This window comes from Collinsella sp. wc0583, from assembly GCF_046116915.1.
Lineage (GTDB): Bacteria > Actinomycetota > Coriobacteriia > Coriobacteriales > Coriobacteriaceae > Collinsella.
Genome location: NZ_JBJXBN010000003.1, coordinates 181,008 through 207,696 on the forward strand (window position 1 = coordinate 181,008; position 26,689 = coordinate 207,696).

General features: G+C 60.8%; 21 protein-coding genes and 1 pseudogene. 11 read left to right on the forward strand and 11 right to left on the reverse strand.

Translation table 11 applies throughout. From position 1 onward, the window contains the following. Window positions 1-77: 77 nt before the first annotated feature. The 8 genes and pseudogenes from ACKUUJ_RS03715 to ACKUUJ_RS03750 form a co-directional block, all read right to left on the reverse strand. Complete coding sequence (locus tag ACKUUJ_RS03715; protein WP_409064701.1) at window positions 78-845, reverse strand: mechanosensitive ion channel family protein; 768 nt, start codon at window positions 843-845, stop codon at window positions 78-80. A gap of 128 nt (window positions 846-973) precedes the next feature. Beyond that, window positions 974-2,998: pseudogene (locus ACKUUJ_RS03720) on the reverse strand (bifunctional metallophosphatase/5'-nucleotidase). 72 nt (window positions 2,999-3,070) lie between these two features. After that, complete coding sequence (locus tag ACKUUJ_RS03725; RefSeq protein ID WP_117756907.1) at window positions 3,071-3,865, reverse strand: ABC transporter ATP-binding protein; 795 nt, start codon at window positions 3,863-3,865, stop codon at window positions 3,071-3,073. Then, window positions 3,858-4,781, reverse strand: a complete 924-nt coding sequence (locus ACKUUJ_RS03730; RefSeq protein ID WP_409064702.1) for an ABC transporter permease — start codon at window positions 4,779-4,781, stop codon at window positions 3,858-3,860. Before ACKUUJ_RS03730 ends, ACKUUJ_RS03725 begins: the two co-directional genes overlap by 8 nt. A gap of 204 nt (window positions 4,782-4,985) precedes the next feature. Further along, window positions 4,986-5,966, reverse strand: coding sequence for an ABC transporter substrate-binding protein (locus tag ACKUUJ_RS03735; RefSeq protein ID WP_409064703.1), 981 nt, complete (start codon window positions 5,964-5,966; stop codon window positions 4,986-4,988). A 160-nt stretch (window positions 5,967-6,126) separates the two neighbouring features. Beyond that, on the reverse strand, window positions 6,127-6,909 hold the full coding sequence (locus tag ACKUUJ_RS03740) for a hypothetical protein (protein ID WP_409064704.1): 783 nt from the start codon (window positions 6,907-6,909) through the stop codon (window positions 6,127-6,129). Between the two features lie 258 nt (window positions 6,910-7,167). Then, window positions 7,168-8,571, reverse strand: a complete 1,404-nt coding sequence (gene asnS / locus ACKUUJ_RS03745; RefSeq protein ID WP_409064705.1) for an asparagine--tRNA ligase — start codon at window positions 8,569-8,571, stop codon at window positions 7,168-7,170. Between the two features lie 181 nt (window positions 8,572-8,752). Then, window positions 8,753-9,316, reverse strand: coding sequence for a PTS glucose transporter subunit IIA (locus ACKUUJ_RS03750; protein WP_409064706.1), 564 nt, complete (start codon window positions 9,314-9,316; stop codon window positions 8,753-8,755). 244 nt (window positions 9,317-9,560) lie between these two features. On the opposite strand from ACKUUJ_RS03750, the gene ACKUUJ_RS03755 reads away from it, so the two are divergent. After that, complete coding sequence (locus ACKUUJ_RS03755; RefSeq protein ID WP_409064707.1) at window positions 9,561-10,463, forward strand: alpha/beta hydrolase; 903 nt, start codon at window positions 9,561-9,563, stop codon at window positions 10,461-10,463. 470 nt (window positions 10,464-10,933) lie between these two features. Here the strand turns inward: ACKUUJ_RS03755 and ACKUUJ_RS03760 are convergent, their stop codons facing one another. Together ACKUUJ_RS03760 and ACKUUJ_RS03765 are read right to left on the reverse strand one after the other, a co-directional pair. Continuing rightward, window positions 10,934-12,055 (reverse strand): IS110 family transposase, encoded by a 1,122-nt coding sequence (locus ACKUUJ_RS03760; RefSeq protein WP_349089033.1) that lies wholly within the window; start codon window positions 12,053-12,055, stop codon window positions 10,934-10,936. Between the two features lie 232 nt (window positions 12,056-12,287). Beyond that, entirely contained in the window at window positions 12,288-12,938 is a 651-nt protein-coding gene (locus ACKUUJ_RS03765; protein ID WP_368140208.1) for a GntR family transcriptional regulator, read from the reverse strand. 255 nt (window positions 12,939-13,193) lie between these two features. On the opposite strand from ACKUUJ_RS03765, the gene ACKUUJ_RS03770 reads away from it, so the two are divergent. The 6 genes from ACKUUJ_RS03770 to ACKUUJ_RS03795 all read left to right on the forward strand — a co-directional run bounded on the left by ACKUUJ_RS03770 (window position 13,194) and on the right by ACKUUJ_RS03795 (window position 21,768). Next, on the forward strand, window positions 13,194-13,970 hold the full coding sequence (locus tag ACKUUJ_RS03770; RefSeq protein ID WP_368140207.1) for a dimethylarginine dimethylaminohydrolase family protein: 777 nt from the start codon (window positions 13,194-13,196) through the stop codon (window positions 13,968-13,970). A gap of 109 nt (window positions 13,971-14,079) precedes the next feature. After that, on the forward strand, window positions 14,080-15,543 hold the full coding sequence (locus ACKUUJ_RS03775; RefSeq protein ID WP_409064708.1) for a basic amino acid/polyamine antiporter: 1,464 nt from the start codon (window positions 14,080-14,082) through the stop codon (window positions 15,541-15,543). A 448-nt stretch (window positions 15,544-15,991) separates the two neighbouring features. Further along, window positions 15,992-18,352, forward strand: coding sequence for a ferrous iron transport protein B (gene feoB / locus ACKUUJ_RS03780; RefSeq protein WP_409064709.1), 2,361 nt, complete (start codon window positions 15,992-15,994; stop codon window positions 18,350-18,352). Window positions 18,353-18,473: 121 nt separating this feature from the next. Further along, window positions 18,474-19,670: an MFS transporter gene (locus ACKUUJ_RS03785; protein ID WP_409064710.1), complete on the forward strand. Its 1,197-nt coding sequence runs from the start codon at window positions 18,474-18,476 to the stop codon at window positions 19,668-19,670. A gap of 154 nt (window positions 19,671-19,824) precedes the next feature. After that, window positions 19,825-21,201 (forward strand): alpha-amylase family glycosyl hydrolase, encoded by a 1,377-nt coding sequence (locus ACKUUJ_RS03790; protein WP_368135316.1) that lies wholly within the window; start codon window positions 19,825-19,827, stop codon window positions 21,199-21,201. 3 nt (window positions 21,202-21,204) lie between these two features. After that, entirely contained in the window at window positions 21,205-21,768 is a 564-nt protein-coding gene (locus ACKUUJ_RS03795) for a uracil-DNA glycosylase family protein (RefSeq protein WP_409064711.1), read from the forward strand. A gap of 1 nt (window position 21,769) precedes the next feature. On the opposite strand, the gene ACKUUJ_RS03800 is transcribed toward ACKUUJ_RS03795, so the two are convergent. Further along, the gene (locus ACKUUJ_RS03800) at window positions 21,770-22,429 is read right to left on the reverse strand and encodes a hypothetical protein (protein WP_409064712.1); all 660 of its coding nucleotides are present in this window, start codon (window positions 22,427-22,429) and stop codon (window positions 21,770-21,772) included. Window positions 22,430-22,522: 93 nt separating this feature from the next. On the opposite strand from ACKUUJ_RS03800, the gene ACKUUJ_RS03805 reads away from it, so the two are divergent. The 4 genes from ACKUUJ_RS03805 (at window position 22,523) to ACKUUJ_RS03820 (ending at window position 26,388) form a co-directional block, all read left to right on the forward strand. Then, window positions 22,523-23,659, forward strand: a complete 1,137-nt coding sequence (locus tag ACKUUJ_RS03805; protein WP_409064713.1) for a pyridoxal phosphate-dependent aminotransferase — start codon at window positions 22,523-22,525, stop codon at window positions 23,657-23,659. A 505-nt stretch (window positions 23,660-24,164) separates the two neighbouring features. Continuing rightward, window positions 24,165-24,686 (forward strand): 50S ribosomal protein L10, encoded by a 522-nt coding sequence (gene rplJ / locus ACKUUJ_RS03810; RefSeq protein WP_117646079.1) that lies wholly within the window; start codon window positions 24,165-24,167, stop codon window positions 24,684-24,686. A 102-nt stretch (window positions 24,687-24,788) separates the two neighbouring features. Continuing rightward, window positions 24,789-25,166, forward strand: coding sequence for a 50S ribosomal protein L7/L12 (rplL, locus tag ACKUUJ_RS03815; RefSeq protein WP_006235005.1), 378 nt, complete (start codon window positions 24,789-24,791; stop codon window positions 25,164-25,166). Window positions 25,167-25,479: 313 nt separating this feature from the next. After that, window positions 25,480-26,388 carry a UTP--glucose-1-phosphate uridylyltransferase gene (locus ACKUUJ_RS03820; protein ID WP_390398728.1) on the forward strand — a complete coding sequence of 303 codons (909 nt, stop codon included), beginning with the start codon at window positions 25,480-25,482 and terminating at the stop codon, window positions 26,386-26,388. Window positions 26,389-26,689 lie beyond the last annotated feature (301 nt).

Genomic DNA, 26,689 nt, shown 5'->3' on the forward strand with positions numbered 1-26,689 from the left:
GTCGTTTAAACAACTATATGAACCATGGTATCACGAATGAAAACCACCACAAAGGTGCCTGTCCCCTTTGTGGTGGTTTAGGCGATGATGGGGGCGATGGCGCGGATGCAGGCGTCGGCCGCCGTAAAGGTGGTGCTGTCGTCGCTGACGATAAAGATGATTTTGCCCTTAATGCCAAAGTCGCCGATCTCGCTAAAGAGCACGTAGGGTTCCTTGTCAAAGCCTGAGATGGGTGAGACGGCCGTTTTGGTGGCGCTGACGAGCTCGTCTGCTAGCACATCGAGCGATGCCCATTTGGAGGGGTCTTTGACCGCGACGGGGACGGCCACGCGCCCAAAGGGCATCAAATGCACGAGTGTGTTCTTGGAAATGTTGGAGTTGGGGACGATGACGGTCTGCCCGCAGGCATCTTCGATGGTCGTGTGGCGCCAAGTGATGTCCTGGACCACGCCCGACACGCCGCCGACCTCGATATTGTCGCCGGGCTTGATAATGCCCATAAAGGTCACCTGCATGCCGCCGATAAGGTTTGATAGCGTGTCCTGAAAGCCGAGCGAGATGGCGATGCCGCCGACGCCAAGAGCGGCGACGAGCGCGTTTGCGTTAATGCCAAAGCAGTTGTCGAGGATAAAGCTGCCGCCGATCACCCAGATGACGGCGCGCGTGATATTGATGAAGATACTCGATGCCGGAAGCGGGTTATCGTCGCGGTTGAGTAGGTGACGCAGAGTCTTGGATGCGACCTTGGCGGCGACGGCGGTGCCTATCGCCAAGATGACGGCCCAGATGATGTTGTGGACCCACCGTTGCTCAAAGAAATGAAGAATCGGCTCAAACAATTCCATGTAGGGAAAACCTCCTAATGATCATTCAACCATGATACCCACCAAAAAGCCCGTCCGATCACATCGGACGGGCTTCTGTGCTCGATATAAGGTTTGCACGGAGGGGCTGCAAGGCCCGGCGGTGTAGCTTAGCGGCGGCGCATCCAGATAATGCCGAGCATGATGACGATGATGCCGCCGATGAGGCATGCGCCGACCACGGCCGGCGTGCGGTCTCCCGTTGCGACAAGCTTGCCGGTTGTCTTCTTGGCGCTGGTTTTCGTGGTCGTAGTAGTCGTGCCGGGCTTGGGCGAGGGCTTAGGCTTTGGATTCGGATTGGGCGTGGGGTCCACGGCTGCGGAGCTGAAGCTGATGGTGCCGGCGAGCCCGGCCATCTTGTTCTCCCAGTCGCTCTTCCCGATCAGCGCTCTGATCGCCGCCTCGCATGTGCCCCACTCGGTGCGCTTGGTGGCATTTGCGAAAGTGGGAAAGTCGGTCGTGTTGGTAATGATGTAGTTGTTGGTGGCGACGGTGTAGTTCTTGGCGGGATCGAGCGTGCTGCCATCCTTGGTGAGCGTGGCGCTCACAATGCGCTTGCCTTCGGGCTACGTCCAATCAATCGTCACGTTAATGCCGCCAAAGGAGAGAACGCTGCCAGAGTCATCGCGCCACTTGTACTTGTCTTGCGCCTCCTGCTCGGTGTGGCCGGCTGCCACATAGGCTTGCTGAAGCTCGTAGCTGTCGTTGCAATCGTCGCTGATCTGCAGTGAGTGCTCAAGCGCTGCGAGGAAGTTTGCGCCGGTCATGCCCCAGGTCTCCACGGTGTTGCCATAGGGCGAGATGGCGACGACGTTGCCGGCGGTCACATCGCCCGCCGCGATGCCGCCGCGGATGCCGCCCGCGTTTTCGATGGCGAGGTCTGCCCCCGTCAGAGCAAGATAGGAGCCGCAGATAACATGCCCGATGGTCTGGGCTTTGGTGGCGTCGCCCGCTTTGCTGGGACGCAAATCGGTAGTGCGCACCATCTCCCAGCCATGCGTACCCGCGGCGTCCTCGCCGTAGAAATAGTTGGTGGAGGATGTGCCGAGCACCTTGTTCGATTCGCTTTCAAAGGCATCGTCGAGTGGCTTGATTTTGTTGTTGCGAACCTCGTCAAGGATGTTCTGGTTGTTAGGGTCTGCCAAAAGGTCGTCGACGTCCTTGGCGGTGTAGAGCTTCTCGTCGCTGTCGCCTGCGGAGACCGTCACCATGTCGTCGTTGGTGGTTTCGGTACCCCTGGTGTCGTACTCATAGGGAATGGAAAGCAGACCAACCTCGGCAAAGGCGCTGCCTGCCTCGACGACGCGGACCGGCTTGCCGTCGGCCCCCGTCACGTTTTCGTCTAAGTTGATGTGCTCGTGGCCCGCGACCAGTGTATCGACCCCAACGAGCTTTGCGGCAAAGGTCTTGGCGTTGAGCGTGTGCGCGATGCAGACGATAACGTTGCAGCCCTCATCCTCGCGCAGTCGCTTGGCCTCGGCATTGATGGCGTCCGCTGCACCCGAGAACGACGTGCCCGCGACCAGGTCCGCGCGTAGCGAGGAGCCCAGCGACTCATCCATGGCTCCGACGACGCCGACCTTAATCTTGTAGTTAAACGTGGGGCTGCCCTCGCCGTCCTTCCAAGTGCGATTGAGCGTCTTGGTGATGCTCGAGCTCCATACGCCGCTCGAGGACGTTGCATTCGCGCAGAGCATGGCGAAAGGTGTACTGGTGGCACCATTGCCGGCCATCGTGCGAAGCTTGTCCGCGCCGTAGCTCCAGTCATGGTTGCCCGGTGTGGTCGCGTCGTAGCCGTTTGCGTAGAAGGTGTTCATGAGTTCGGCGATGCTCTTGCCCTCGCTCATGGTGGCAAAGGACTGCCCGTGGAAGGTGTCGCCTGCATCGAGCAGAAAGTCGGGGGCGTTGCTTTGAGCGCTATAGAGAACCGCCAGCCCGTCAAAGCCAATGGTGCCCGTGCCCTTGCTTGCGTTGTAGCTGTACTTGTAGCTGCCGTGGATGTCGTTGGTGTGCATGACGGTTACGGCGCCGTCAATAGCGGCGGGCAGGTTCCCCGCGAAAGCGAGGCTTGGGATGCCTGCGAGCGCGCCGGCAAACAACGCGGCAGCTAACGCAAGGCGGGGGAGTCTTTTCATGGCAGTCTCCTTACTCTTTAACAAAAACCACCACAAAGGTGCCTGTCCCCTTTGTGGTGGTTTTCTAGGTCGTTAGCTCAGCAGCATGCGGTCGTTGGCGAGCTCGCCGCCCGAGACCTCCTCGAATTTCTGCAGCAGGTCGGCAACGGTGAGCGACTTCTTCTCGTCGCCTGCCACGTCGTAGATTACGTGGCCCTCGTGCATCATGATCAGACGATTGCCCAGACGGATGGCGTCGTTCATGTTATGCGTGACCATGAGCGTGGTCAGGTGGTGCTCGTCGACGATTTCCTCGGTCAGATTGAGCACCTTAGAGGCCGTCTTGGGGTCGAGCGCCGCGGTGTGCTCGTCGAGCAGCAGCAGGCGTGGCTTGGTGAGCGTGGCCATGAGCAGGGTGAGTGCCTGGCGCTGGCCACCCGAAAGCAGACCGACCTTGGCGTTGAGGCGCGTGTCCAGACCGAGGTCTAGGCGCTTGAGCAGCTCAACGTACTCGTCCTTCTCGGCCTTGGTGACGCCCCACGAAAGACCGCGACGCTGGCCGCGGCGCTTGGCGAGGGCCAGGTTCTCGGCAATTTGCATGTCGGCTGCGGTGCCGCGCATGGGGTCCTGGAACACGCGGCCCAGGTACTTGGCGCGCTGCGACTCGCTCAGACGCGAGATGTCGGTGCCGTCGAGCTCGATAACGCCCGAATCGAGCGGATACACGCCGGCGATCATGTTGAGCAGCGTGGACTTGCCGGCGCCGTTGCCGCCAATCACGGTTACAAAGTCGCCGTCGTTAAGGGTGAGGTCGACGCCGGTGAGCGCGCGCTTCTCGGTGACGGTGCCCTTGTTAAAGGTCTTCTTGACGTGTGAGAGCTTAAGCATCTGCCTCATCCCCCTTCGTGTAGGAGCTGCGGAGCTTATAGCGCTCCCAACCCACGGGCACGCACAGGGCCACGGCGACGATCACAGCGGAAAGCAGCTTCATGTCGTTGGCGTCCATGCCCAACTGCAGCACGATGGCGCGGATGAGGAAGTACACCACGGAGCCAAAGACGGCGGAGGCAAGACGGACGCTAAACTGCGTGAGGCCGCCGGGCAGCAGGCGGCCGAGCACCTCGCCGATAACAATGGCGGCAAGACCGATAACGATGGCACCGGTGCCCATGCCAATGTCGGCATACTTTTGGCTCTGGCAGATGAGCGCGCCCGAAAGGCCGATGAGGGCGTTGGAGAGCACGAGGGCGATCATCTTGGTGGAGTTGGTGTTGACGCCCAGAGCGCGGATCATGTACTCGTTGTTGCCGGTGGCGCGCAGCGCCGAGCCGATCTCGGTGCCAAAGAACCAATACAGGATGGCGACGATAGCCACAGCGAGCAAGATGCCCAGGATGATGGCGACGGTGGACTGCGGCAGGCCCGTCATGTTGCTGACAGACGAGAAGATGGTGCCCTTGGCAAGGATGGGCGTATTGGATTTGCCCATGATGCGCAGGTTGATGGACCACAGGCTGATCTGCGTCAGGATTCCGGCGAGGATCGCGGGAATCTCAAAGACGGTGGTCAAAATGCCCGTGACGGCGCCCGCGATGGCACCGGCACACATGCCGGCCAAAACAGCGAGCAGCGGGTCGACGTTGTTATTGACGATGAGTACGGCGCAGACGCAGCCGCCGAGGGCAAAGCTGCCGTCGCAGGTCATATCGGGGATGTCGAGCAGGCGGAACGTGATAAACACGCCAAGCACCATAATGCCCCAGAGGACGCCCTGCGAAACGGCGCCCTGCAATGCAATAAGCATGCTTCATACCTCCTAGGATAGGGTGGACACGTGAGTCACCATGATAGCGGTAACAATGCATAAAAGAGCTGCGGCCGGATGTTTTGTCTCATCCGTAACAAGCAGGGCGAACGCCGGTCTTTGGCGTTCGCCCCTGTGGCTCAGATATTGAATAACGCAGCTATGGCGCGAGTGCGGGTCCTAGACGCGTTACCGCGCATGGCGCTACTCGTCCAGAGCGGAAAGGTCGATGCCCAGCGCCTCGGCCATCTCGTCGTTCTTGACGACGACCAGGTCCTTGCTCGAGAGGTGCTTGATCGGCATATCCTCGGGTTTGGCCTTGCCCTTCAGGATCTTAACGGCCATCTCGCCCGCGGCGTAGCCCAGGTCCTCATAGTTGATGGAGAGGGTGAACAGGCCGCCGGCCATGCACATGCCCTCCTCGCCGGTTACGAAGGGGAGCTTATTCTCCTTGCAGATCTGGCCGACCTGCGAGGCGCCCGCGGCGATGGTGTTATCGGTGGGGGAGTACAGCGCGTCGACCTTGCCCACGGCAGATTCGACGACGGACTGGATCTCGTTGGAGCTCGAGACGGTGAAGTCGGTGTAGTCCAGGCCCAGCTTGTCGAGCTCCTTCTTGGCGGCCTTGATCTGGACGTCGGAGTTGGACTCGGCGGTGCAGTAGAGCAGACCGACCTTCTTTACGTCGGGCAGGACCTTCTGCATCATCTCGAGCTGCTCGGCGACCGGGGTGAGGTCGGAGGCGCCAGTGACGTTGGTGCCGGGCTTTTCGTTGTCCTGGACCAGGCCCGAGGCGGCGTAGTCGGTGATGGCGCAACCCACGATGGGGATATCGGCGGTGGCGCCGGCGGCGGCCTGCGCGGCGGGCGTAGCGATGGCGTAGATCAGGTCGACGTCATCGCCCACGAACTTGTCGGCGATGGACTTACACGTGGACTGGTCATTCTGGGCGTTCTTCTGGTCGATTTTGACCTTAAGGCCGCTCTTCTTGATGGCCTTGACGAAGCCGTCGTTGGCGGCGTCGAGTGCGGAGTGCTCGGTGAGCTGCAGAACGCCGACGGTGTAGTCGGAACCGGCGGCAGCAGAGCCGGAACCAGAGTTGCCGCCGCATCCGGCGAGCGGAGCGAGCGCGAGCAGGCCAGCAGAGACCAGAAGGCTCCTGCGGCTGATGGTGATGTCCTTCATATCGTTACCCCCAGTATAGAAATGGCTGGAAATACTGCACTCAAACAAAGTGCAAGTGGAACTATAGTAGCGCGGATGTCCATTTTTACAATAACCTGGCAGGTTTTTTAATACAGAACCGGATGGGCGGTACGGGTAGTCGAATGGACGGCGGAGGTTCTTATGCGGCGGAGGCGTCGTCCTCCTCCAGGGCGGCGAAGAGCTTCTTGCCGTCGAGGAGACGCGTGGTGACGTTTCTCATGCGCCCGATCTCTACGGTACGCAGCGTGTCATCGGCGCCTCGGGCGTCATAGACCGTTCCCAGCAAATACGAGATGCCGTCTCGTTGCTTGATGGCAAAGGGGCGGAGTGTCATCCGTGCTACTTCGGTTTCGCCACGTGCCGTGACGCTCGAAATATCAAAACTCACCGTGGTTCCGTGGTCGATGGCCTGCTCGACGAGCTCGCAGGTGTCGATGCGCTTGACGGGCGTGCGCGTGGCCTTGGTGGATTTGCCGCCGGCGCTTGGAGCAGGCTCGGGTGCATCGAGGTAGCCGCGAACATCGGCGCTCGCCATGGCGACCAAGTGCTGCGCCATGCTTTTTCGAATGGCGATGGGCGTAGAGCGGTTGCGCATGACCATGCCGTGGAGCCGGATGATCTCTTCGTCGGTGAGCGGACGGGTCAAGAGCCGATACCCCACGCCGCGTTTGTACTCAATTTCGTATCCGGCATGGCGAAGTGCGGAGATGGCGGTGTAGATGCTGCGCCGCGCCGCCGAGATGGGCATGCGGGCGGGGTCGTCGGGATGGGCGAGGAGCCGGATCAACTCATCGGAAAGCATGGCCTTGTCCTCGCCGGTGTTCTCGCTTAATAGCTGCAAGATGCGAACGGCGCGATAGGCTGCCATCGACGCGGCGCCCCTAGTTGTGGTGTCGTAGGTTTCAACAGCGGTTTCGGTCATGGTGCCCACGTCCTTTCCGTTTTGGGTGGCGACGGTATGGAGCCTAGGGCGCGGGGTTTTCCCAGGGGCGCAGGGCGCTCTGGGCGGTCGGTAGTCGTCGGCAAACGGCGGTTCGAGTTTTCAACAGCCCTGCCCAACTGACCAAAAACTTGCCAAAAGCTTGACGGATGCTGTTGAAAAAAGCGTCTCTCGACCGATGTCGAGAGACGCTTGTGCGATGAGCGTTGGCGTGTGGCGACGCGAGCTAACGTCCGACGATTAGAAGTCGGCGTTGCCCACGGTGCGCGGGTGCGGCAGGACGTCGCGGATGTTGCCCACGCCGGTCAGATACATGACCAAGCGCTCGAAGCCCAGACCGTAGCCGGCGTGCTTGCAGGAACCGTAGCGGCGCAGGTCAAGGTAGTACTTGTACTGCTCGGGATTCATGCCCAGGTCCTTGATGCGGGCCTCGAGCAGATCCAGGCGCTCCTCGCGCTGGGAGCCGCCGATAATCTCGCCGATACCGGGAACCAGGCAGTCGGCGGCGGCGACGGTCTTACCGTCGTCGTTCATGCGCATGTAGAAGGCCTTGATCTCTGCCGGGTAGTCGGTCACGAAGGTCGGGCGCTTAAAGTGCTCCTCGGTCAGGAAACGCTCGTGCTCGGTTTGCAGGTCGATGCCCCAGCTCACGGGGTAGTCAAACTTGTGGCCGGCGGCGACGGCCTGCTCCAGGATTTCGACGGCCTCGGTATAGGTGACGCGGGCAAAGTCGGAGTTGGCGACATGGTCCAGGCGCTCGATCAGGCCCTTGTCCACAAACTTGTTGAGCATGTTGAGCTCGTCGGGACAGGTGGCCATAACGTCCTTAAGGACGTACTTGAGCATGGCCTCGGCGTTATCCATGTAGTCGTTCAGATCGGCAAAGGCCATCTCGGGCTCGATCATCCAAAACTCGGCGGCATGGCGCGTGGTGTTGGAGTTCTCGGCGCGGAAGGTGGGGCCAAAGGTGTACACGTCGCCAAAGGCCATGGCAAAGTTCTCGGCATTGAGCTGGCCGGACACGGTCAGGCTCGCATGCTTGCCAAAGAAGTCTTGGCTCCAGTCGACCTCGCCGGACTCGGTGAGGGGCGGATTTTTGGGGTCGAGCGTGGTCACGCGGAACATCTCGCCGGCGCCCTCGCAGTCACTCGTGGTGATGATGGGGGTGTTGACGTAGACAAAGCCCTGCTCCTGGAAGAAGCGGTGGATGGCGGCAGCCGCGACAGAACGGATGCGGAACACGGCGCGGAACAGGTTGGTGCGCGGGCGCAGGTGCTGCTGGGTGCGCAGGAACTCGACGGTTGCGCGCTTCTTCTGCAGCGGGTAATCCGGGGCGCTGACGCCCTCGACCTCGATGGAAGTGGCAGAAAGCTCGAAAGGCTGGGGCGCATCGGGGGTCAGCTTGACAGTGCCGGTGCAGATGAGTGCGGCCGAGACGTTTTGATGGGCGATCTCGTCGTAGTTGTCGAGTGCCTCGCGGTTCATGACGACCTGCAGGTCGCGGAAGCAGCTGCCGTCGTTGAGCGTAACAAAGCCAAAGTTCTTCATGTCGCGGACGGACTTGACCCAGCCGGCGATGGTGACGGTCTGGCCGCCGAGCGACTCGGCGTCGGCGTAGAGCTGCGCGATTTTGGTGCGGTTCACGTATCCTCCCATAACGGTTGAATGATAGTTATCCATACAGTTCGATATTCTAGCAGCTCGGCTCATTTGGGCTATACAGATAAGGCATTGGCGGGATGGTTTTTCAAACGAAAAGCGCCCGCGGCCAAATGGTCGCGGGCGCTTGACGAGGTGCCTTTTGGCTGTGTGGCGCGGGGCCTGACTACTTGGTCTTGGCCACCAGCAGCGGGTCGCCCAGCTTGACGAGCGGGTTGCCGCCGATAAGCGTTCCAGACTCGCCGACATGGTCGATGCTCTTAAGACGATCGAGCTCGGAGACGATGACGGTCACGATGTCTTCGTGACCAGCGGCCTTAATGGCCTCGCGGTCGAAGCTGATGAGCGGCTGGCCTGCCTTGACCACATCGCCCATCTCGACAAAGCGGGCAAAACCCTTGCCGTTCATTTCCACGGTGCCCAGGCCAACATGGATGAACACGCGAAGACCGTCCTCGGTGATCATGCCAATGGAGTGGTTGGTGACGGTGGTAGCGCCGATGCGACCGTTGGCGGGCGCATAGATGGTGCCGGTAATGGGCTCGATGCCATAGCCCTGGCCAAGCATGCCCGAGGCGATCGTCTCGTCGGGGACCTCGTTCAGGTTGACGAGCACGCCGTTGACGGGGGCATAGATGACGCCTTCGCGGGTGGCGAAGCTTGATGCGGGCGGAACGGACGCCTCGCCCGTCGAGGTGAAGGTGGACTTAAGCGAATCGAGCAGACCCATAGTTGCCTCCAACTTAAATAGGCGCATATCGCGCGTTTGGTTTGCCGGAAACGTTTCATATGTGTTTCGCGGCTTGGTCAACATCCCTCATTCTACGCTGCTCAGCGATGGTCCTGAGCTGGGATTATGTGATATATCAGTTGATGGGAAGCTTATTGCTGAAGTGTTTCTGTGCCACGGGCCCAAGTGGGGTACGCTTGAAAACGAAAAACAAGGGCGCATAATTTGCGCGAAGGGAGCACATATGATTGTCGAGAACCACGCGCTGTGGGGCGAGGAGCCGACCGAGGAATATCCAGCGACGTTTACGTATTTGGGTGCCGAGCCGCTGCCCGATAAACCGAATGGCCGCCGCCCTGCCGTGATTATCTGCGGCGGAGGTGCGTTTACGCATATCGCCCCGCATGAACAGGATCCCGTGGCGTTTGCGTTTTTGGATCACGGTTACCAGGCCTTTGTGCTCAACTATGTGACGAGTGGCACGGGTGACGTGAGCTTTCCGCACCCCCAGGCAGATCTTGCCAAGATGGTCGCCACGGTTCGTGCGAATGCCGACGAGTGGCATGTCGATCCCAAGCGCGTGTGCGTTGTGGGCTTTTCTGCGGGCGGTATGATCTGCGCCTCGCTGGCAACACAGTGGAAGACCGGCCCCTTCGCGGGCCTGGCAGGGGCGCGTCCGGACGACATTCGTCCCGATGTCGTGGTGCTGGGCTATCCGCTGCTCGACTTTGCCTATGTGCGCGACATGCAGACGCGCGACCCGCGCATCGACCTGCGCGTGCCAAAGACGGGCGGCAAGACGGGGCGCGATTTGCTCAACGACTATTTGTCGATGGTGACGGGTGGCGAGGCAACTGACGAGCATCTGGCCGACATCTGCCCCACCACACATGTTTCGCGCCAGATGCCGCCGACCTTTGTGTGGGGCGTGTCCGATGACAAGACGGCGCCGATCGCGCAGGTCTATCCGTTTGCGCAGCGCATGGCCGAGGAGGGCGTCGCATGCGAGATGCACGTCTTTGACCAGGGCGGCCACGGCCTTTCGCTCGGCAACGCCAACACCGCGGTCGACAACGAGGACAAGCAGGTGGCTGTCCGTCCTTGGATTCGCTTAGCCTTCCGCTTCCTGGAGCGCCATGGGTTTTAGTTACGGCGTTTTACCAAACGCCGTAACCACTTGACGCTGCGCCTTTGGTTCCGCCGTTCTAACGAACGGCGGACCGGTCGACGCTGCAAGCCCGCCAGAGCGGCAATCTGACGTTCAGCTTCGGCGGCATGACCAGAAGGTCAATGCCTCCTCGCTTCAAGGCACCTTGCTCGCTCTGGCGGGCTTTCGCTCATATGACCCAATCCGCTGTCAAGAGCCACAATGGCCCCGCCGACCGCTTGCAATCGGTCGGCGGGGCCTGCCGTTGAACCCGTCCCGGTCCGCCCCCGGCATGTCGTCGACGCCTTCGGCTCAGTCTCATATCCGCGGATACCGTTCTGTCGGCCCGCACTCCGTTCCTTCGGCGGGGTTCCCCAAGTCTGTCGAGGCGCATGCGGAGGGCTCCGCGCGCACAGCGAAATAGGGGGTATCCCCGAAGGCCGCCCGGCTCGCCGGGACGGGGGCTATGTCTATTCCGCGCCCTCCCGGCACATCATGCCGAGGGCCCAGAGCCACCTCACGAGCTCGGCCGCGGTGGCCGCGTTGGCCTTCGCCGCGGGCACGCCGCGGGCGAGCATCTCCTTGCGCCGCCGCAGGAGCCGCTCGGACCCCTTCCTCCCGTGCATCCTTATCTCGAGGGGCACGCCCGTGTCCCTTGGCATGAGCTTCGGCTGGTGCCGTGCCGCGGCGTAGCACCATGAACCCTCAACGGCCAGCTTCCTCACGAGCGCGTTGCCCGCACCGCTGATGCCTCCGAGCCGCACGGAGTCGCCACTCGACCTCTGACTCGGCGCGAGGCCGAAATAGGCCGTGACCTGCCTTCCGGAACGGAACCTCGTGAAGTCGCCGACCTCGGCCGAGAAGGCTGCGGCCAGCGCGAAGGCGCAGCCCTTGATCGACTGGAGGGCGGCCACCTCCGCGGCGATCGGGCTGGCATCCACGGCGGCCCTGTACTCGGAGAGCAGGTCCGCCCGGGCCTCCGCCGCGGCCTCGACCTCGTTCCTCAGGGCGGCGAGCGTCCGAACCCCGCCATCGTCCTCCGGCCTGACCTTGTCGAGCCACCTCAGGAAGTCGTAGGTCCAGTACTTCCTCGGGTTGCCGGCGGGCGTGGTGCCGCCGTAGACGAACCCTCGCTTTGCGAGGAAGGCGAGCAGCCGCTGCTTGGCGGTCGCCAGGCGCGCGGTCGCCCCGTCGTAGGCGCCGGCGAGGTCCCTGATGCCTTCGACCTCGGGGGAGGGGATCCATACGGGGGAGATGTCGTGGGCGAGTATCGCCTTGGCCATCCTGGCGGCGTCGTTCCTGTCGTTCTTGGAGGCCGAGTCGGCGGCCGACCTGGGGATCTTCGAGACCGCGGCGACGACGCACTCGACGCCGAGCCCGGCGAGCTCCCTTTGCGGGGCGAAGCCGAGGTAGCCGCTCTCGTAGGCCGCGAGCGACGGCCCGGGGAACCCATCCATCCACCCGGCGATCTCGCCCCAGGGGTTGCCGGGGAACCTCCTCGTCACGGCCTCGCCGGTGTCCGCGTCGAGGGCGCAGACGGTGGTCGACCTCAGGTGGACGTCCATCCCGAACGCGGTAGAATACTTTGGCATGGGAGCCTCCCAACCTCGTTGCGGCGCGGCTGCGCCTATGGCACTTCAACATCATTGTCGCAGCCCCGACCCGCGGTCACGAGCGGGGGCTCCTATCTTTTTAGTGCCCTCGGATTGGGTCATAGTGTCTGTCGTTGCCAAAAGAATGATCCCTTGGGGACGGAGGAAAACGGATCAGTTTGGGCGGTGCTGGCGCCAAGGTTTAAGACCGACGTTGTCCCTTGTTGCATCCCTACCAGACGGTGAACTGGGCGTTTTCTGTGTTCCAATGGACATCGCGAACGTAGTCGCGCACGCCCGTCGCATCTCGTGCTTCGAACAACTCAAGAATATGGGCATGTTCGTTGTTGGCTTTGTTGAGCAGTTTGCACGCCGTCTCCTGGTCGACAGTCTCGTAATCGCGCTTGATAAAGCAGCGCTCGAGCTGCGAGATCATATCGCGCAGACGGTCGTTGCCGCAGCGGTTGAAGTACGTCAGATGAAAGTCTCGCTGAATGTCGTCATACTTTCGGATGAGACCGCCTTGGATCGCGAGGTCCATAGAGCCGACGAGAAATTTCAGCTGCGTAATGTCATCGTCGGTTAGGTTCGGACAGGAGAGATATGCGGCCTGCCCGTCGAGCGGTCCCATAATCTCAAAGACTTCAACGGCGTTTTGCTGATCGAACCCACGGACGCGGAATCCGCGGCGGGGGAGATTGTCCAGGTAGCCATCGCTTGCCAGCTGGATGAGCGCTTCGCGGACCGGCGTGCGCGACACGCCCATGGCATCGCAGATCGTCTGCTCGCTCAGCCGGTCGCCGGCGGACAATTCGCCGGCGTCAATACGGCTCGAAATATAGTCGTATACGTGGTCCTTCAGGGGCCTTCTGAGCGTTTCCATGAGCTTATGTTCCTTAACTGTATATTTCTAAAATTAAATACGTTTCGCTTGAATAGCTCAATTGAATTATAGAACGACCAGCTAAATCGCGCTACTTTGCGCCGATACGTAAGAATACGCTTACCGATGAATATCTACCGTTCAGTATCGTATACAATATACAAAACAGGAAAACCGCACTAAGATAAAGCCATCGAAAGGAAGGCGGGCGCGAAGAAGTCCCGCTCTCTGCTAAGAGATCCAAGGAGGATCATCATGACCAAGTTCAGCCACGTCATCATCCGCCGCCCCGGCAAGTCCCTGAGCAATGGCATCACGAGTGCCCCCGAGCTTGGCCAGCCCATCTACGAGCGCGCCATCGAGGAGCACTACGATTACGAGCATGCGCTCGAGCAGTGCGGCGTGGATGTCTCGGTGCTGCCGGCACTCGAGCAGTATCCTGACAGCTGCTTCGTCGAAGATCCGGCCGTTATCACTCGCTGCGGCGCCATCATTACCAACCCCGGCGCCGATAGCCGCAACGGCGAGAAGGACGAGATCGAGCCGGCCGTCCGTCGCTTCTTTGACGACGAGCATGTCAAGCACATCGTTTCTCCGGGCACGCTCGACGGCGGCGACGTCATGATGGTCGGCGACCATTTCTACGTCGGTCGCTCCGCTCGCACCAACGAAGAGGGCATCCGCCAGTTCTGCGAGATTCTCGAGGGCTGGGGCCTCGAGGGTTCCGAGGTTCCGCTGGAGGAGGTCCTGCACCTCAAGACGGGCGTCAACTACATCGAGGACAACAACATGCTCGTCTCCGGTGAGTTTATCGATAAACCCGACTTTGCCCAGTACAACAAGATCATCGTGCCCGAGGACGAGGCTTACGGCGCCAACTGCATCTGGGTCAACGGTACGGTCATCGTCGCCGAGGGCTATCCGACCGTGCTCAAGGCCGTGCAGGATCTGGGCTACAAGACGCTCGTCGTCGATACCTCCGAGTATCGCAAGGTCGACGGTGGCCTTTCTTGCCTGTCGCTGCGCTTCTAACGCGATGGCTGTAACAGTCTGATGATCGCTTGACCGATGGCCCGGCACCCGATTCGGGACGTCCGGGTCATCTTTCGTTCGATCACATGATGAAGGGGGTGCACATACAATGGCCTCTAAAGCTCAAAACGACGAGATTATCGACCCTAATGGCCTCGATCTCTTTCGTCTGACCATGATGGTCATTACCGCCAGTATTTGTGGCGGCATCTTCTCGCTTGCCGGCGATATGGCAGCGGGCGGGGCAAATACCGGTGCAGTTATCGTCTCGTGGGGAATTTGCTTTATTGGCGTCTTTGCGCTGATGATGGTGTTCAACGGTTTGTCTCAGGCCCGTCCCGACCTGACCGGCGGCATCTATGCATACGCTGCGGCCGGTTTTGGCGATTACATTGGATTCAACTCCGCCTGGGGCTACTGGATCAGCGCATGTCTTTCCAACGTGAGCTTTGCGCTCTTGCTGTTTAGCGCGCTGGGCTATTTCTTCCCTGCGTTTGGCGCGGGCAACAACTTGCTTTCCATCGTCTGCGCCAGTGTGTTTTTGTGGTTCCTTACCGCCCTTGTGCTTCGTGGCGTTAAGGAGGCTGCGGGCATTAACACGATCGTTACGTTGGCGAAGCTGGTGCCGCTGGGACTCTTTGTGCTGAGCATCGTGCTCCTGGGCAAGTTCAACGTCGATATCTTTATGGACAACTTCTGGGGAGAGCCGGCTGGTCCTGGCTTTGGCGAGCAGGTTGTCTCGACCATGATCGCCCTTGTCTGGGTCTTCACGGGCATCGAGGGCGCTGTCGTTATCTCGGGCCGTGCAAAGTACGTGCGTGACGTCGGCCGCTCGACGGCACTTGGATTCGCGGCTGTGTTCACGCTGTATCTGATCATCTCGATGCTGTCACTCGGCATTATGCCGCGCGAGGAGATGGCACAGCTCGCAACGCCCTCCATGGCGGGAATTCTCGAGTGCGCAATCGGTCCTGTTGGCGCTGCCATCGTAAACCTTGGCGTTATTCTCTCGCTGGTCGGCGCGATGCTGGGCTATGTCATCATTGCGTCCGAGACGCCGTTCGAGGCAGCACGCCAGGGATCCTTCCCTCTGGCGTTTGCCAAGACGAACAAGCACGACGCCCCGGTGGTAACGGTTCTCGTGAGCTCCGGCATTACGCAACTCTTCTTGATCGTGTCGTATGTGGCGGCGAGCACGTACAAGTTCTTCTACAGCTGCGCAGTTAATACGATCCTAGTTCCGTACGTGTGCTCGGCAGCTTATTACATGGTGATTGGCTGGAAGAACGAGCATCTGGACGGGCCGCATGCGCCAAGCGTCGGCAAGGCGCGCTTCTTCGGTACGCTCGGCTTCATCTACACATTGTTCCTGGTGTGGTCGACGGGTCTTCAGGGCGTTATGATCACGACGATTCTTTTTGCTCCGGCCATTCCCGTTTATATGCTGGGCGAGCGAGGCCGCGGTAAGCCGGTACTTCCGCATCTGCACGACAAGCTGATCGCAGCGGTGGTCATTGTCGTGGCAATCATTTCGCTGTATCTGCACTTTGCCGGCATTGCGCCGATTGTCTAAGGCTATGGCGAGTTTCATTGCTAGGTAAGCCGGCGGGCATCGCGTATCGGTGCTACTTGGCATTCCATAGCTGATGTGGGTCTCTATAACGTGCCTATGTGAGCGCCCACCAAGCCCGCGCAGGTGACATTTGTTGCCAGCGCGGGCCTTTGCTGTTGCGGCGAAATGCTGCCGGCAGCTGGGGACGTTCCTGTTGTGCCGGCGCCTTGGGACACTCCTTGGTTGTTTTGCATGCGACGAAGGGAATGGATCATTTTGTCGAGGGGGCGGGCGGCTTTCGGTCCTCGGGGAAACCACGGCCCGGAATCCCCCTTGCACCGATCTGTCGATTGAACATCGTTGTGTGTTCGCGCTATCATGCATGGTTACAATTGGTTAGCCATGGCAAACGGTTAGCCATGGTAAACAAAATGCAACGCCCTGTGGGCGCCGGGGGAGGAACGCGGACGTGAGACTCGATACACTCGAGATTGGAAAGGACGCCGTTGTCGCATCGGTGGCATCGGACGACCAGGCACTCCGACAGCATATTTTGGACATGGGCCTAACGCCGGGCACCGAAGTCACCATGATGAAGTACGCCCCCATGGGCGACCCGCTCGAGATTCGCCTACGCGGCTACGAGTTGACGCTGCGCAAGGACGATGCCGCTCGCATCGAGCTCGTGGGCATTCACGACACCGATACGGGTCCGCGCGCTAACGCCGCAATCGGCACGACGGAGCATCCGGCCCTGGGCGAGGGGACGTATTCGCCCCGCGCGGCAAAGACGGCCGTGCCCGAGGGCGCACCGCTGCATTTTGCCCTCGCCGGCAACCAAAACTGCGGCAAGACCACGCTGTTCAACCAGCTGACGGGCTCCAACCAGCATGTCGGTAACTTTCCTGGCGTGACGGTCGACCGCAAAGATGGCGCCATCCGCAACCACCCCGAGGCGAGCGTCACTGATCTGCCCGGCATTTACTCTCTGTCGCCGTACACGGGCGAGGAGATCGTAAGCCGCCAGTTTATCCTGGATGAGCACCCCGACGCCATCATCGATATCATCGACGCCACCAACATCGAGCGTAACCTTTACCTGACGCTGCAGCTTATGGAGCTCGATCGACCCATGGTCATCGCGCTCAACATGATGGACGAGGTGACGGCCAACGGCGGCGCCGTGGACGTCAACCTGCTCGAGAGCCTGCTGGGCGTGCCTGTTGTTCCCATTAGTGCTGCCCGCAACGAGGGTATTGGCGAGTTGGTGGATCATGCCTTGCACGTGGCGCGGTTCCGCGAGCGTCCCGGTCGCCTGGACTTCTGCGCGCCCGATGGTCCGGACGGCGGCGCGCTGCATCGCTGCATTCACGGCATCGCCAACCTTATCGAGGACCATGCCGCGACGGCGCACATTCCCGTGCGTTTTGCGGCGACCAAGCTGGTTGAGGGCGACGAGCTGGTGACCGAGGCGCTTCACCTGGACCGCAACGAGCTCGACGCCATCGAGCACATCATTAGCCAAATGGAGGGCGAGGCCGGCACCGACCGTCTATCTGCGCTGGCTGACATGCGCTTCGGCTTTATCGGCGACGTGTGCGGGCGTTGCGTCGTCAAGCCGCACGAGAGCCGCGAGCACGTGCGCTCCGTCAAGATTGACCGCATCCTGACGGGTCGCTACACGGCCATCCCGGCGTTCCTGGTGATCATGGGTCTCGTCTTTTGGCTGACGTTTGGCGTGATCGGCGCGGCGTTGCAGGGACTTATGGAGGACGGCATCGCTGCCATCATCGCCTCGGCCGATGCGGGTCTCAAGGCGTTCGGCACCAACGACGTAGTGCGCTCGCTGGCTGTCGACGGCGTGCTTACGGGTGTGGGCAGCGTGCTGACCTTCCTGCCGATTATCGTCGTGCTCTTCTTGTTCCTTTCCATTCTGGAAGACTCGGGCTACATGGCGCGCGTGGCCTTTGTCATGGATAAGGTATTGCGTCGCTTTGGCCTGTCGGGCCGCAGCTTTGTGCCCATGCTCGTCGGTTTTGGCTGCTCCGTGCCGGCTATCATGTCGACCCGTACGCTCCCATCCGAGCACGACCGCAAGATGACCGTCATGCTCACGCCGTTCATGAGCTGCTCGGCCAAGCTGCCGGTTTACGGCTTGCTGTGCGGAGCATTCTTCCCGCAGGCGACGGTCCCCGCCATGGTCTCGCTCTATCTGATTGGCATTGCGGTCGGCTGCATTGCCGCTCTGGTGCTCAACCGCACGGCATTTAAGGGCGACCCGGTGCCGTTTATCATGGAGCTTCCCAACTACCGCTTGCCGAGTGTCAAGACGACGGTGATGCTGGCATGGGATAAGGCCAAGGACTTTATTACCAAGGCCTTTACCATTATCTTTGCCGCGACCGTGGTCATCTGGTTCCTTCAGACGTTCGACATCCGCTTTAATGTGGTCGCCGATCAGTCGCAGAGTCTGCTTGCCGGTCTGGGTAGCATTATCGCGCCGGCGCTGGCACCGCTCGGCTTTGGCGACTGGCGTGCATCCACGGCGCTCGTCACCGGACTTATCGCCAAGGAGAGCGTCATCTCGACCCTCACGGTGCTTTTGGGCGCGACCTCGCCTGCGGTGTTGTCGACCATGTTTTCGCCGTTCACCGCCTACGTGTTTTTGGTCTTTACGCTGCTGTATCCGCCCTGCGTGGCTGCCATCGGCGCCGTCAAGAGCGAGCTGGGCGCGCGCTACGCCGTGGCCGTATTCGCATTTCAAGTGACGGTCGCCTGGATCGTGGCGTTTGTCGTGCATTCGGCAGGTATATTGCTGGGGTTGGCTTAGTTATTTATTGACGGCGCAACCTCTGTGTATCGAATTGTTTTCGGCCCCGCATCTGTTGCTGACGGATGCGGGGCCGTTGCTATATAATCGCCTCCGCTCAAAACGATTGGAGACGTTATATATGACTCAGGCAAGGCAAGACGGCATCACGCTCAAGCAGTGGCTCCCGCTCATCGGACTCACCTGCTGCGCCTTCGTGTTCAACACGTCGGAGTTTATGCCCATCGGTCTTTTGACTGACATCGCCGCGTCGTTCTCGCTCACCGAGTCCCAAGCCGGCATCATGATCTCGGTCTATGCCTGGGGCGTCATGCTGCTGTCGCTGCCGCTCATGGTGTTCGCTTCGCGCTTTGAGTTCAAGCGGATGCTGCTGGGCGTGCTGGCCGTGTTTTCGCTGGGCCAGTTTCTGTCCGCTGTGGCGCCGACTTATCCCATCCTGGTCTGTGCGCGCCTGGTGGTCGCTTGCGCACATGCCGTGTTCTGGTCGGTCGCTTCGATTATGGCCTCGCGCCTGGTCGACACGCGCCACGGGGCGCTCGCCATCAGCATGATCGCTACGGGCTCGTCCATCGCGCAGATCTTTGGTCTGCCCCTCGGTCGCGCTATTGGCTTGGCCGTGGGCTGGCGCATGACGTTTGCCGTGGTCGGGGTCCTCTCGGCCATCGCGGTCGTCTACCAGGCGACCGTGTTCCCGGCCATGCCGGCGGGCGAGCGCTTTACCGTCAAACAGTTGCCCGAGCTGCTCAAGAACCCGCTCCTGATCGCGCTCTACGCAGTCACGGTCTTCATGGCGACCGGCTATTACGCAAGCTACAGCTATATCGAGCCCTTCCTGGCGCAGGTCGCGCACGTCGATGCGGGCGCCATTACCATGACGCTGACGGCGTTTGGCTGCTCTGGTTTGCTCGGAAGCTGGCTGTTTGGCCGCCTGTTCGATGGGCATCGCTTCCCGTTCCTTGCTATCACGCTCTCCGGCGTGCCGGTGGCCCTGCTGCTCATGGGGCCGGCCGCATCGTCGCTCGTGACAGTGCTTGCCGTCTGCGCACTGTGGGGTTGCTGCGCCACGGCCTTTAACGTGGCGTTTCAGGCCGAGCTCATCAAGCACACGCCGGCAGATTCGTCGGCCGTCGCCATGTCAATCTTCTCGGGCCTGTTCAACCTCGGTATCGGTACGGGCACCGCGATCGGTGGCGCCGTGGTTTCGGGCCCCGGTATCGCCTGGATCGGCTGCGCAGGTGGCGCAATCGCCGTCGTGGGCGTCATCCTCGCTATCACGATACTATTCCCGGCCATACGCCGCGCAAAGCCCGTCGCCTAGCCACATCCTCCTCATCAGTTGCGGTGAAATACGGACTGCTGGGCCCAATAAACCCGGCAAACAGTCCCTATTCCACCGCAACTTATTTTGGGGGAGGGGATGCACGGCAGGCATACAATGGATGGCGTTGTGTTGAGCTTACCGGGAGGCTGTTATGTGGGCATACGAGACGACGTTCTATCAGATCTATCCGCTGGGCTTTTGCGGGGCTCCGCGCGAAAACGCTGCACCCGTTGCCGAGGATGAGCTCGCCCAGGCTGCCAACGCCGCGCCCAACCCCGATGCGCCCATCATGAAAATCGCCCAATGGGCCGACTACCTGCAAGAGCTCGGTATTGGCGCTGTGCTCATCAACCCGCCGCTCGAGTCTGATAGCCACGGCTATGATACGCGCAGCCTGCGCCATATCGACCGCCGCCTGGGTGGGGATGCCGATTTTGCCGCCGTATGCGAGACGCTGCACGCCCATGGCATCCGCGTGGTGCTCGATGCCGTCTTCAACCACGTCGGTCGCGGCTTTTGGGCCTTCCGCGATGTGCAGGAGCGCAAGTGGGACTCGCCCTACAAGGACTGGTTCCACATCAGTTTTGACGGCGACTCCTGCTATGGCGACGGCTTTTGGTACGAGGGCTGGGAGGGCCATTTTGAACTCGTGAAGCTCAACCTGCAAAACCCCGCCGTGGTCGATTACCTGCTTGAGTCCGTGCGCCGCTGGGCCGAAGTCTTTGGCGTCGACGGTCTGCGCCTGGACGTCGCCTATATGCTCGATCGCGATTTTATGCGCCGCCTGCATACTTTTACCCGTGAGCTCAAGTCCGACTTTGTGCTGATTGGTGAGACGCTCCACGGCGACTACAACCAGATCGTCAACGACGAGATGCTCGACTCCTGCACCAACTACGAGTGTTACAAGGGCCTTTACTCCAGCTTTAATTCGGTCAACATGTTCGAGATTGCCCATTCGTTGCATCGCCAGTTTGGCGGCGATCCGTGGTGCATCTACCGCGGCAAACACCTGCTGTCGTTTGTCGACAACCACGATGTGCCGCGCCTGGCGAGCATCCTTACCGACAAGTCCTGCCTGCGCCCCGCCTATGGCATGCTGTTTGGCATGCCGGGCATCCCGTGCGTCTACTACGGCAGCGAGTGGGGAATTGCTGGCGAAAAGGGCGGCCCCGATGGCGACTGGGCGCTGCGACCTGCGCTCGATGAGCCTGCGCCCAACGAGCTGACGGCCTTCATCAAGCAGCTCACGCACCTGCGCTCGGCCGACGACGCGGCGGCCCGTGCTCTCAACTACGGTGCCTATCGCAACGTGGTGATCCAGAACAAGCAGCTGCTGTTCGAGCGCGCCTGCGACGACGCGACGGTGCTTGTGGCGGTCAATGCCGTGAACGAGCCCTATACCTTTGGAGCCGGCGAACTCAACGGCTCCTTCGTCGACCTACTTGCCGACGATGCTCCCACGGTCGAGCCGACGGGTACCCTTGAGCTTGCACCCTACGAGGTGCGCTATCTGCTGAGGGCCTAGCTCGTGGCCGCGCCGGACGAGGGCTATCAACATATTGAGCATGGGTTTGAACCCGTGTTTGACGAGCACTCGCGCGTTTTGGTGCTCGGGTCGTTTCCCTCGGTGCTTTCGCGTGCCAATGCCTTTTATTACGGTAACCCTCAGAATCGCTTTTGGCGCGTGATGGCCGCATGCCTCGGTGTGCCCGTGCCGCCCAACGAGGGCGACCCTTTGGCAAGCGGTGAGCCTGCGACGCTCGACGCCTCGATTGTCGCCAAGCGCTCCATGCTGCTGAACGGCGGCGTGGCCCTGTGGGACGTGATCGAGAGCTGTGACATTAAGGGCTCGAGTGACGCGAGCATTCGCAACGTTGTGCCGGTACATGTCGAGCGCATTGCCGGCGCAGCTCCCATTGAGCAGGTGATATGCAACGGTGGTACAGCTGGTCGGCTCTACAAGCGCTATCTACAAGAACGCACCGGGCTGCCGGCCATCGTTCTGCCGTCGACAAGTCCCGCCAATGCGGCATGGCGCCTGGAACGCCTTGTCGAGCGCTGGCGCGAGGCCGTTGACTGGGGCGCTCTGTAATTTAGATATCTGATTGGGCGCGGGTGCCGAGGCGTTTCATGATGGCATGCCAGATTGGTGCGGGCAGCGCGGGCTTGACGCGCACCATACCGTCGGCATCGACGCTACCGGCATTGCCACCGCCAAGCAGCTGCGCATGCTCAATGGAGCAGCCCATGCGCACAGCGCCCACAAGCTTATCCATCGCTTCCGAAAATGGTCGGCGCATGAGGCCCATGCGTGGGGAATGGCGAAGCGCTGCGATGCCGCTGCCGGCACAGACGACAACGCCGCCACACCACAATTGGTCATGGCGCTCACAGGTCTTGTGAAGACGAATGGCGGTCCCGCGCGCCTGCTTAGCGCCCTCTTGTGCGGCTCGAATCGCGGCATAGACGCGCGTTCCTGTACCGCCAAAGCGTTCAAGCGCCTGCTCGATAGCTGTCAACGTCTCATCGTCAGCCACATCTTCAATGGCCAGCACGATGCCATCGACTGCGCCGGCATCATCCGCCTCCAGGTCAACCGGGCGGGGGAGCGCGGTGTCGGAAAACTGTGCATAGGCGGCGATGGCATCCTGCAGGTCCCAAAGCAAAAACTCAAGATCGGCGCTATTGGGAACGCTGATATACGCAATGGTTTGCAGCGTTTTTGGTACATCGCCGTGCGCGGTTGTCTCCATGCCGCCTCCTTTCCGGTTGGTTTCCGTTTAGGTTACACCGTCTGACGGCGCCCCGCCGCGCTATCCTAGTGCAACCCTTACGAAAGGAACGCCATGCGTCTGCCCATGAACACCTCGCTTGCCACGCTCAAGCCCTCCGGCATCCGTCGGATCAATGCGCTCGCCGCTCAGCACCCGGAGTGCATCGCGCTCGCGCTCGGCGAGCCCGATTTTCCCACGCCCGATGTGATTAGCGCCGAGGTGACGGCTTCGCTCGACCGCGGCGACACGCACTATCCGCCTAACAACGGTCGCCCCGCCCTGCGTGAGGCGTTGTCTGCCTACATGGGGGACGCGGGCCTTACGTTTTCTGCCGACGAGATCATCCTGACCGACGGCGCGACCGAGGCCCTGTCGGCAACATTCATGGCTATGCTCAACCCCGGCGACGAGGTCATCATCCCCACGCCGGCCTTTGGCCTGTACGAGAGCATTGTCGTGGCCAACCACGCCAAGGCGGTCTTTTTGGATACGGAGTCTGCGCAATTCCAGATTGACGAGGACGCACTTCGTGCTTGCGTGACGCCGGCGACCAAGGCCATCGTCATCTGCACGCCCAACAATCCTACGGGCTGCATTCTCAACGCGGCGTCGCTCGACGCCGTGGCACACGTGGCAGAGCAGGCGGGCATCTACGTAATCTGCGACGATGTATATAACCGCCTGGTCTACGTGGACGGCTACGAGCGATTTGCCCAGCGTCACCCGGAGCTTCGCAATCAGACAGTAGTTATCGAGAGCTTTTCCAAGCCCTGGGCCATGACCGGCTGGCGCTTGGGCTGGCTAGCAGCGGCAACTCCCGTTATCGCCGAGATCGCAAAGGCCCACCAATACTTAGTATCGAGCGCCGTTTCATTTGAGATGGACGCCGCAGCTCGAGCTCTGACCGTCGACCCCACCCCCATGCTCGAAGTCTACCGAGCTCGTCGCAAACGTGTACTCGCAGCCTTAAACGCCATGGGCCTCGACGTAGTGGAACCGGCGGGAGCCTTCTACGCCTTCCCCAGCATCAAACAATACGGCCTAACGAGCGAAGACTTCTGCATCAAAGCCATCAAAGAGGCCAACGTAGCCCTAGTCCCGGGAGACTGTTTCGGCACCGAAGGCCACGTCCGCTTAAGCTACTGCGTCTCCGACAAAAATCTGGACGAAGGTCTCCACCGCCTGTCAACCTTCGTTTCAACCTTATAGCCCAACGGGACGCAACACATCAGCCCACCGACCCAAGCATTATGAGTGGGGGCGTTGCTCAACGGAAAACCGGGCTGCCCCAAAGTCACCGCAGGCCGCGCCGCCGAAGGCCGGGCGCAAGGTTTTCGTAGATTCCGCACGAGCCGGAAAGCACTTAATGTGCTTTCCGAGCGAGCCCAGGACCTGACCGAGCGAAAACCTTGCGCCCGGCCTTCGGCGGCGCGGCCGGATGGTGGAATTGTGTGCAGCCCGGTTTTCCGTTGACCGACGCCGGGGTCCCCGCCATAATACTTTCGGTTCACGCACGAATCCGCTGCCAGAGACAGCCGGTGCAAACGGGCATTGCCCGCGAGCTTAATGGGATATCCCGCCAGCCGAGGTGGTCGAGTAGATATGTCTTCTCGCCCCCGTCGCTCATGCAGCGCGGGGGCTTTCTTTTTGGACATGCCCCCGTCACGTCCTTGTGGCGGACCGTGCCCGGAAAGAATTCGAGGAGGTGTAATTCATGCCCCAGCAGTACAAAATCGACAAGGTTGCAGAGATCGAGTCCCGTATCGCCGAGAACGCCGGTCTGTTCGTCGTCAACTACAACGGTCTGACGGTTAAGCAGGCTCAGGAGCTGCGTCATCAGCTTCGCGAGTGCGGCGCCGAGATGAAGGTCTACAAGAACAACCTGGTCAAGATCGCTCTCAAGAACCAGGAACAGCCCGAGCTCGACGAGATCCTCGCCGGCCCCGTCGCTTATGTGTTCTACGAGACCGAGCCGGTCGAGGCCGCTAAGACCCTTAAGGACTTCTCCGCTAAGTCCAAGGGCGTCCTTGAGATCAAGGGCGGTATCTCCGACGGCAAGGCCGTTTCCGCTGATGATGTTAAGGCTATCGCCGAGCTGCCCACCAAGGACCAGCTTCTCGGCCAGATCGCCGGTCTCATCTCCGGTTTCGCTCGCGACATCGCTGTCTGCGTCAACGGCGTTTCCTCTGGTCTCGCTCGTTCGATCCAGCAGGTCTCCGAGCAGAAGGCAGCCTAGTCGCTGTTTTCACCCGCGGCGGCAACGCCGCACCCCTGACGCATTCGCGTCGTGTTTTAACTGATCTCCGTGCACAGACACGGAAACCGAAAGGACTTAGAAATGGCTAAGCTTACCACCGATGAGATCATCGATGCTCTTAAGGAAATGACCCTTCTCGAGGCTTCCGAGCTCGTTAAGGCTATCGAGGACACCTTCGGCGTTTCCGCCGCTGCTCCTGCCGCCGTTGTCGCCGCTCCGGCTGCTGGCGCTGCTGAGGCCGAGGAGAAGACCGAGTTTGACGTCGTGCTCGAGGGCTTCGGCGACAACAAGATCCAGGTCATCAAGGCCGTCCGTGAGCTCACCAACCTTGGCCTGAAGGAGGCCAAGGAGGTCGTCGAGGGCGCTCCCAAGGCTGTTCTCGAGGGTGCCAAGAAGGAGGACGCCGAGGCTGCCAAGGAGAAGCTCGAGGCTGCTGGCGCTGCTGTCACCCTCAAGTAATCAGGCTTTCTCGCCAGATTTCTTTGCAGACGGGGTTCGCATTGCGAGCCCCGTCTTTTTCGTTTTGATCCCTCTATTTTGTTGGCTCGGCATACAAATTGCTGCCGCTTGCGGTGCTTTGGGGTCGCTACCGTTGGGCGATAAAATTGCACGATTCGAGCAATAATTTGCGTTGACCTGCTGAAGAATGGTGCTTGCCTACATTAACGTTAATTAACGGCGGTAAGATAAACCGGTATCGCAATTTGGTCTGCGGCCGCCGTGCCGCACGCACAGGGCGCATCCTGCGCCTGCGAAAGGATCCCTGAATACTATGAAGGCAATCATCCCCGCCGCCGGTCTTGGCACGCGTTTTCTGCCTGGCACCAAGTGCACGCCCAAAGAGATGCTGCCGGTGCTCGACAAGCCGGTCATCCAGTACGTCGTCGAGGAGGCGCTCGACCCCGAGGAGGTCGACGACGCCATTATCGTCACCTCTCCCGGCAAGCCCGAGTTGCTGAGCTACTTCCAGCCCGATCGTTCGCTCGAGAACCTGCTGCGCGAGCGCGGCAAGGATGCTTATGCCGACGCCGTCGCCCATGCGGGCGGTATGCCGGTCGACTTCCGCTATCAGTACGAGCCCAAGGGCCTCGGTCACGCCATTCGCTCTGCCGCTGACGCTGTGGCGGGGGAGAACTTCCTGGTTCTTCTGGGCGACTACGTTGTGCCCAACCGCGACATCTGCGACAAGATGCTTGCCGTCTCCAAGGAGCACGGTGGCGCTTCTGTTATCGCCGTTGCCGCGTGCGCTCCCGAGGAAGTCAGCCGCTATGGCGTTATCGCCGGCGATCGCGTGGGCGCTCTCGAGGGCTTCGAGAATGCCGCCGACGACGAGCCCGGTGCCGTTTGGCGCATCGGCGGCCTGGTCGAGAAGCCCGCTCCCGAGGCGGCTCCGTCCAACCTGTACATCGTCGGTCGCTACCTGCTGAGCCCGTTGGTCATGGACCTGCTGGCCGATCAGCAGGCCGGTAAGGGCGGCGAGATCCAGCTGACCGACGCCATGGCCCGCTCGCTCGACCGCGAGGCCATGTACGCCGTCGTCATCGACCCGCTGTCGGGCTACGATACCGGTACCCCGTCTGGCTGGATGGCCACCAACGCCCTCATGGCTGCAAGCGATCCTCGCTTTGCCGGCGCCTTCTGGGATGCCATCGACGAGCGCGGCGGTTTGATGCGTAAGTAAGCCTTCGGGCATCGACATTTACGGGTGCGGACTTCGGTTTGCGCCCGTTTTTTTATAAGAGCTGCGATTGCTAACCATCTGTTCACAGAAAATATATGAACAGGTGTTCGATGCACATCCATCTACCTGCATGTTTTCTGTCGAAAAACTTTGCTACTCCAAAAACTCAATCACGTCAAGGCTTTTCTTGCTCAACGGTCGGTACCTGATAAACTATTAGGTTGCGATAACTGGCGAAGCTATGCCTCGCCAATCCACCGAGCATTTCCGTGAAGGAGGAAAAACCTGGTGACCTACGCAT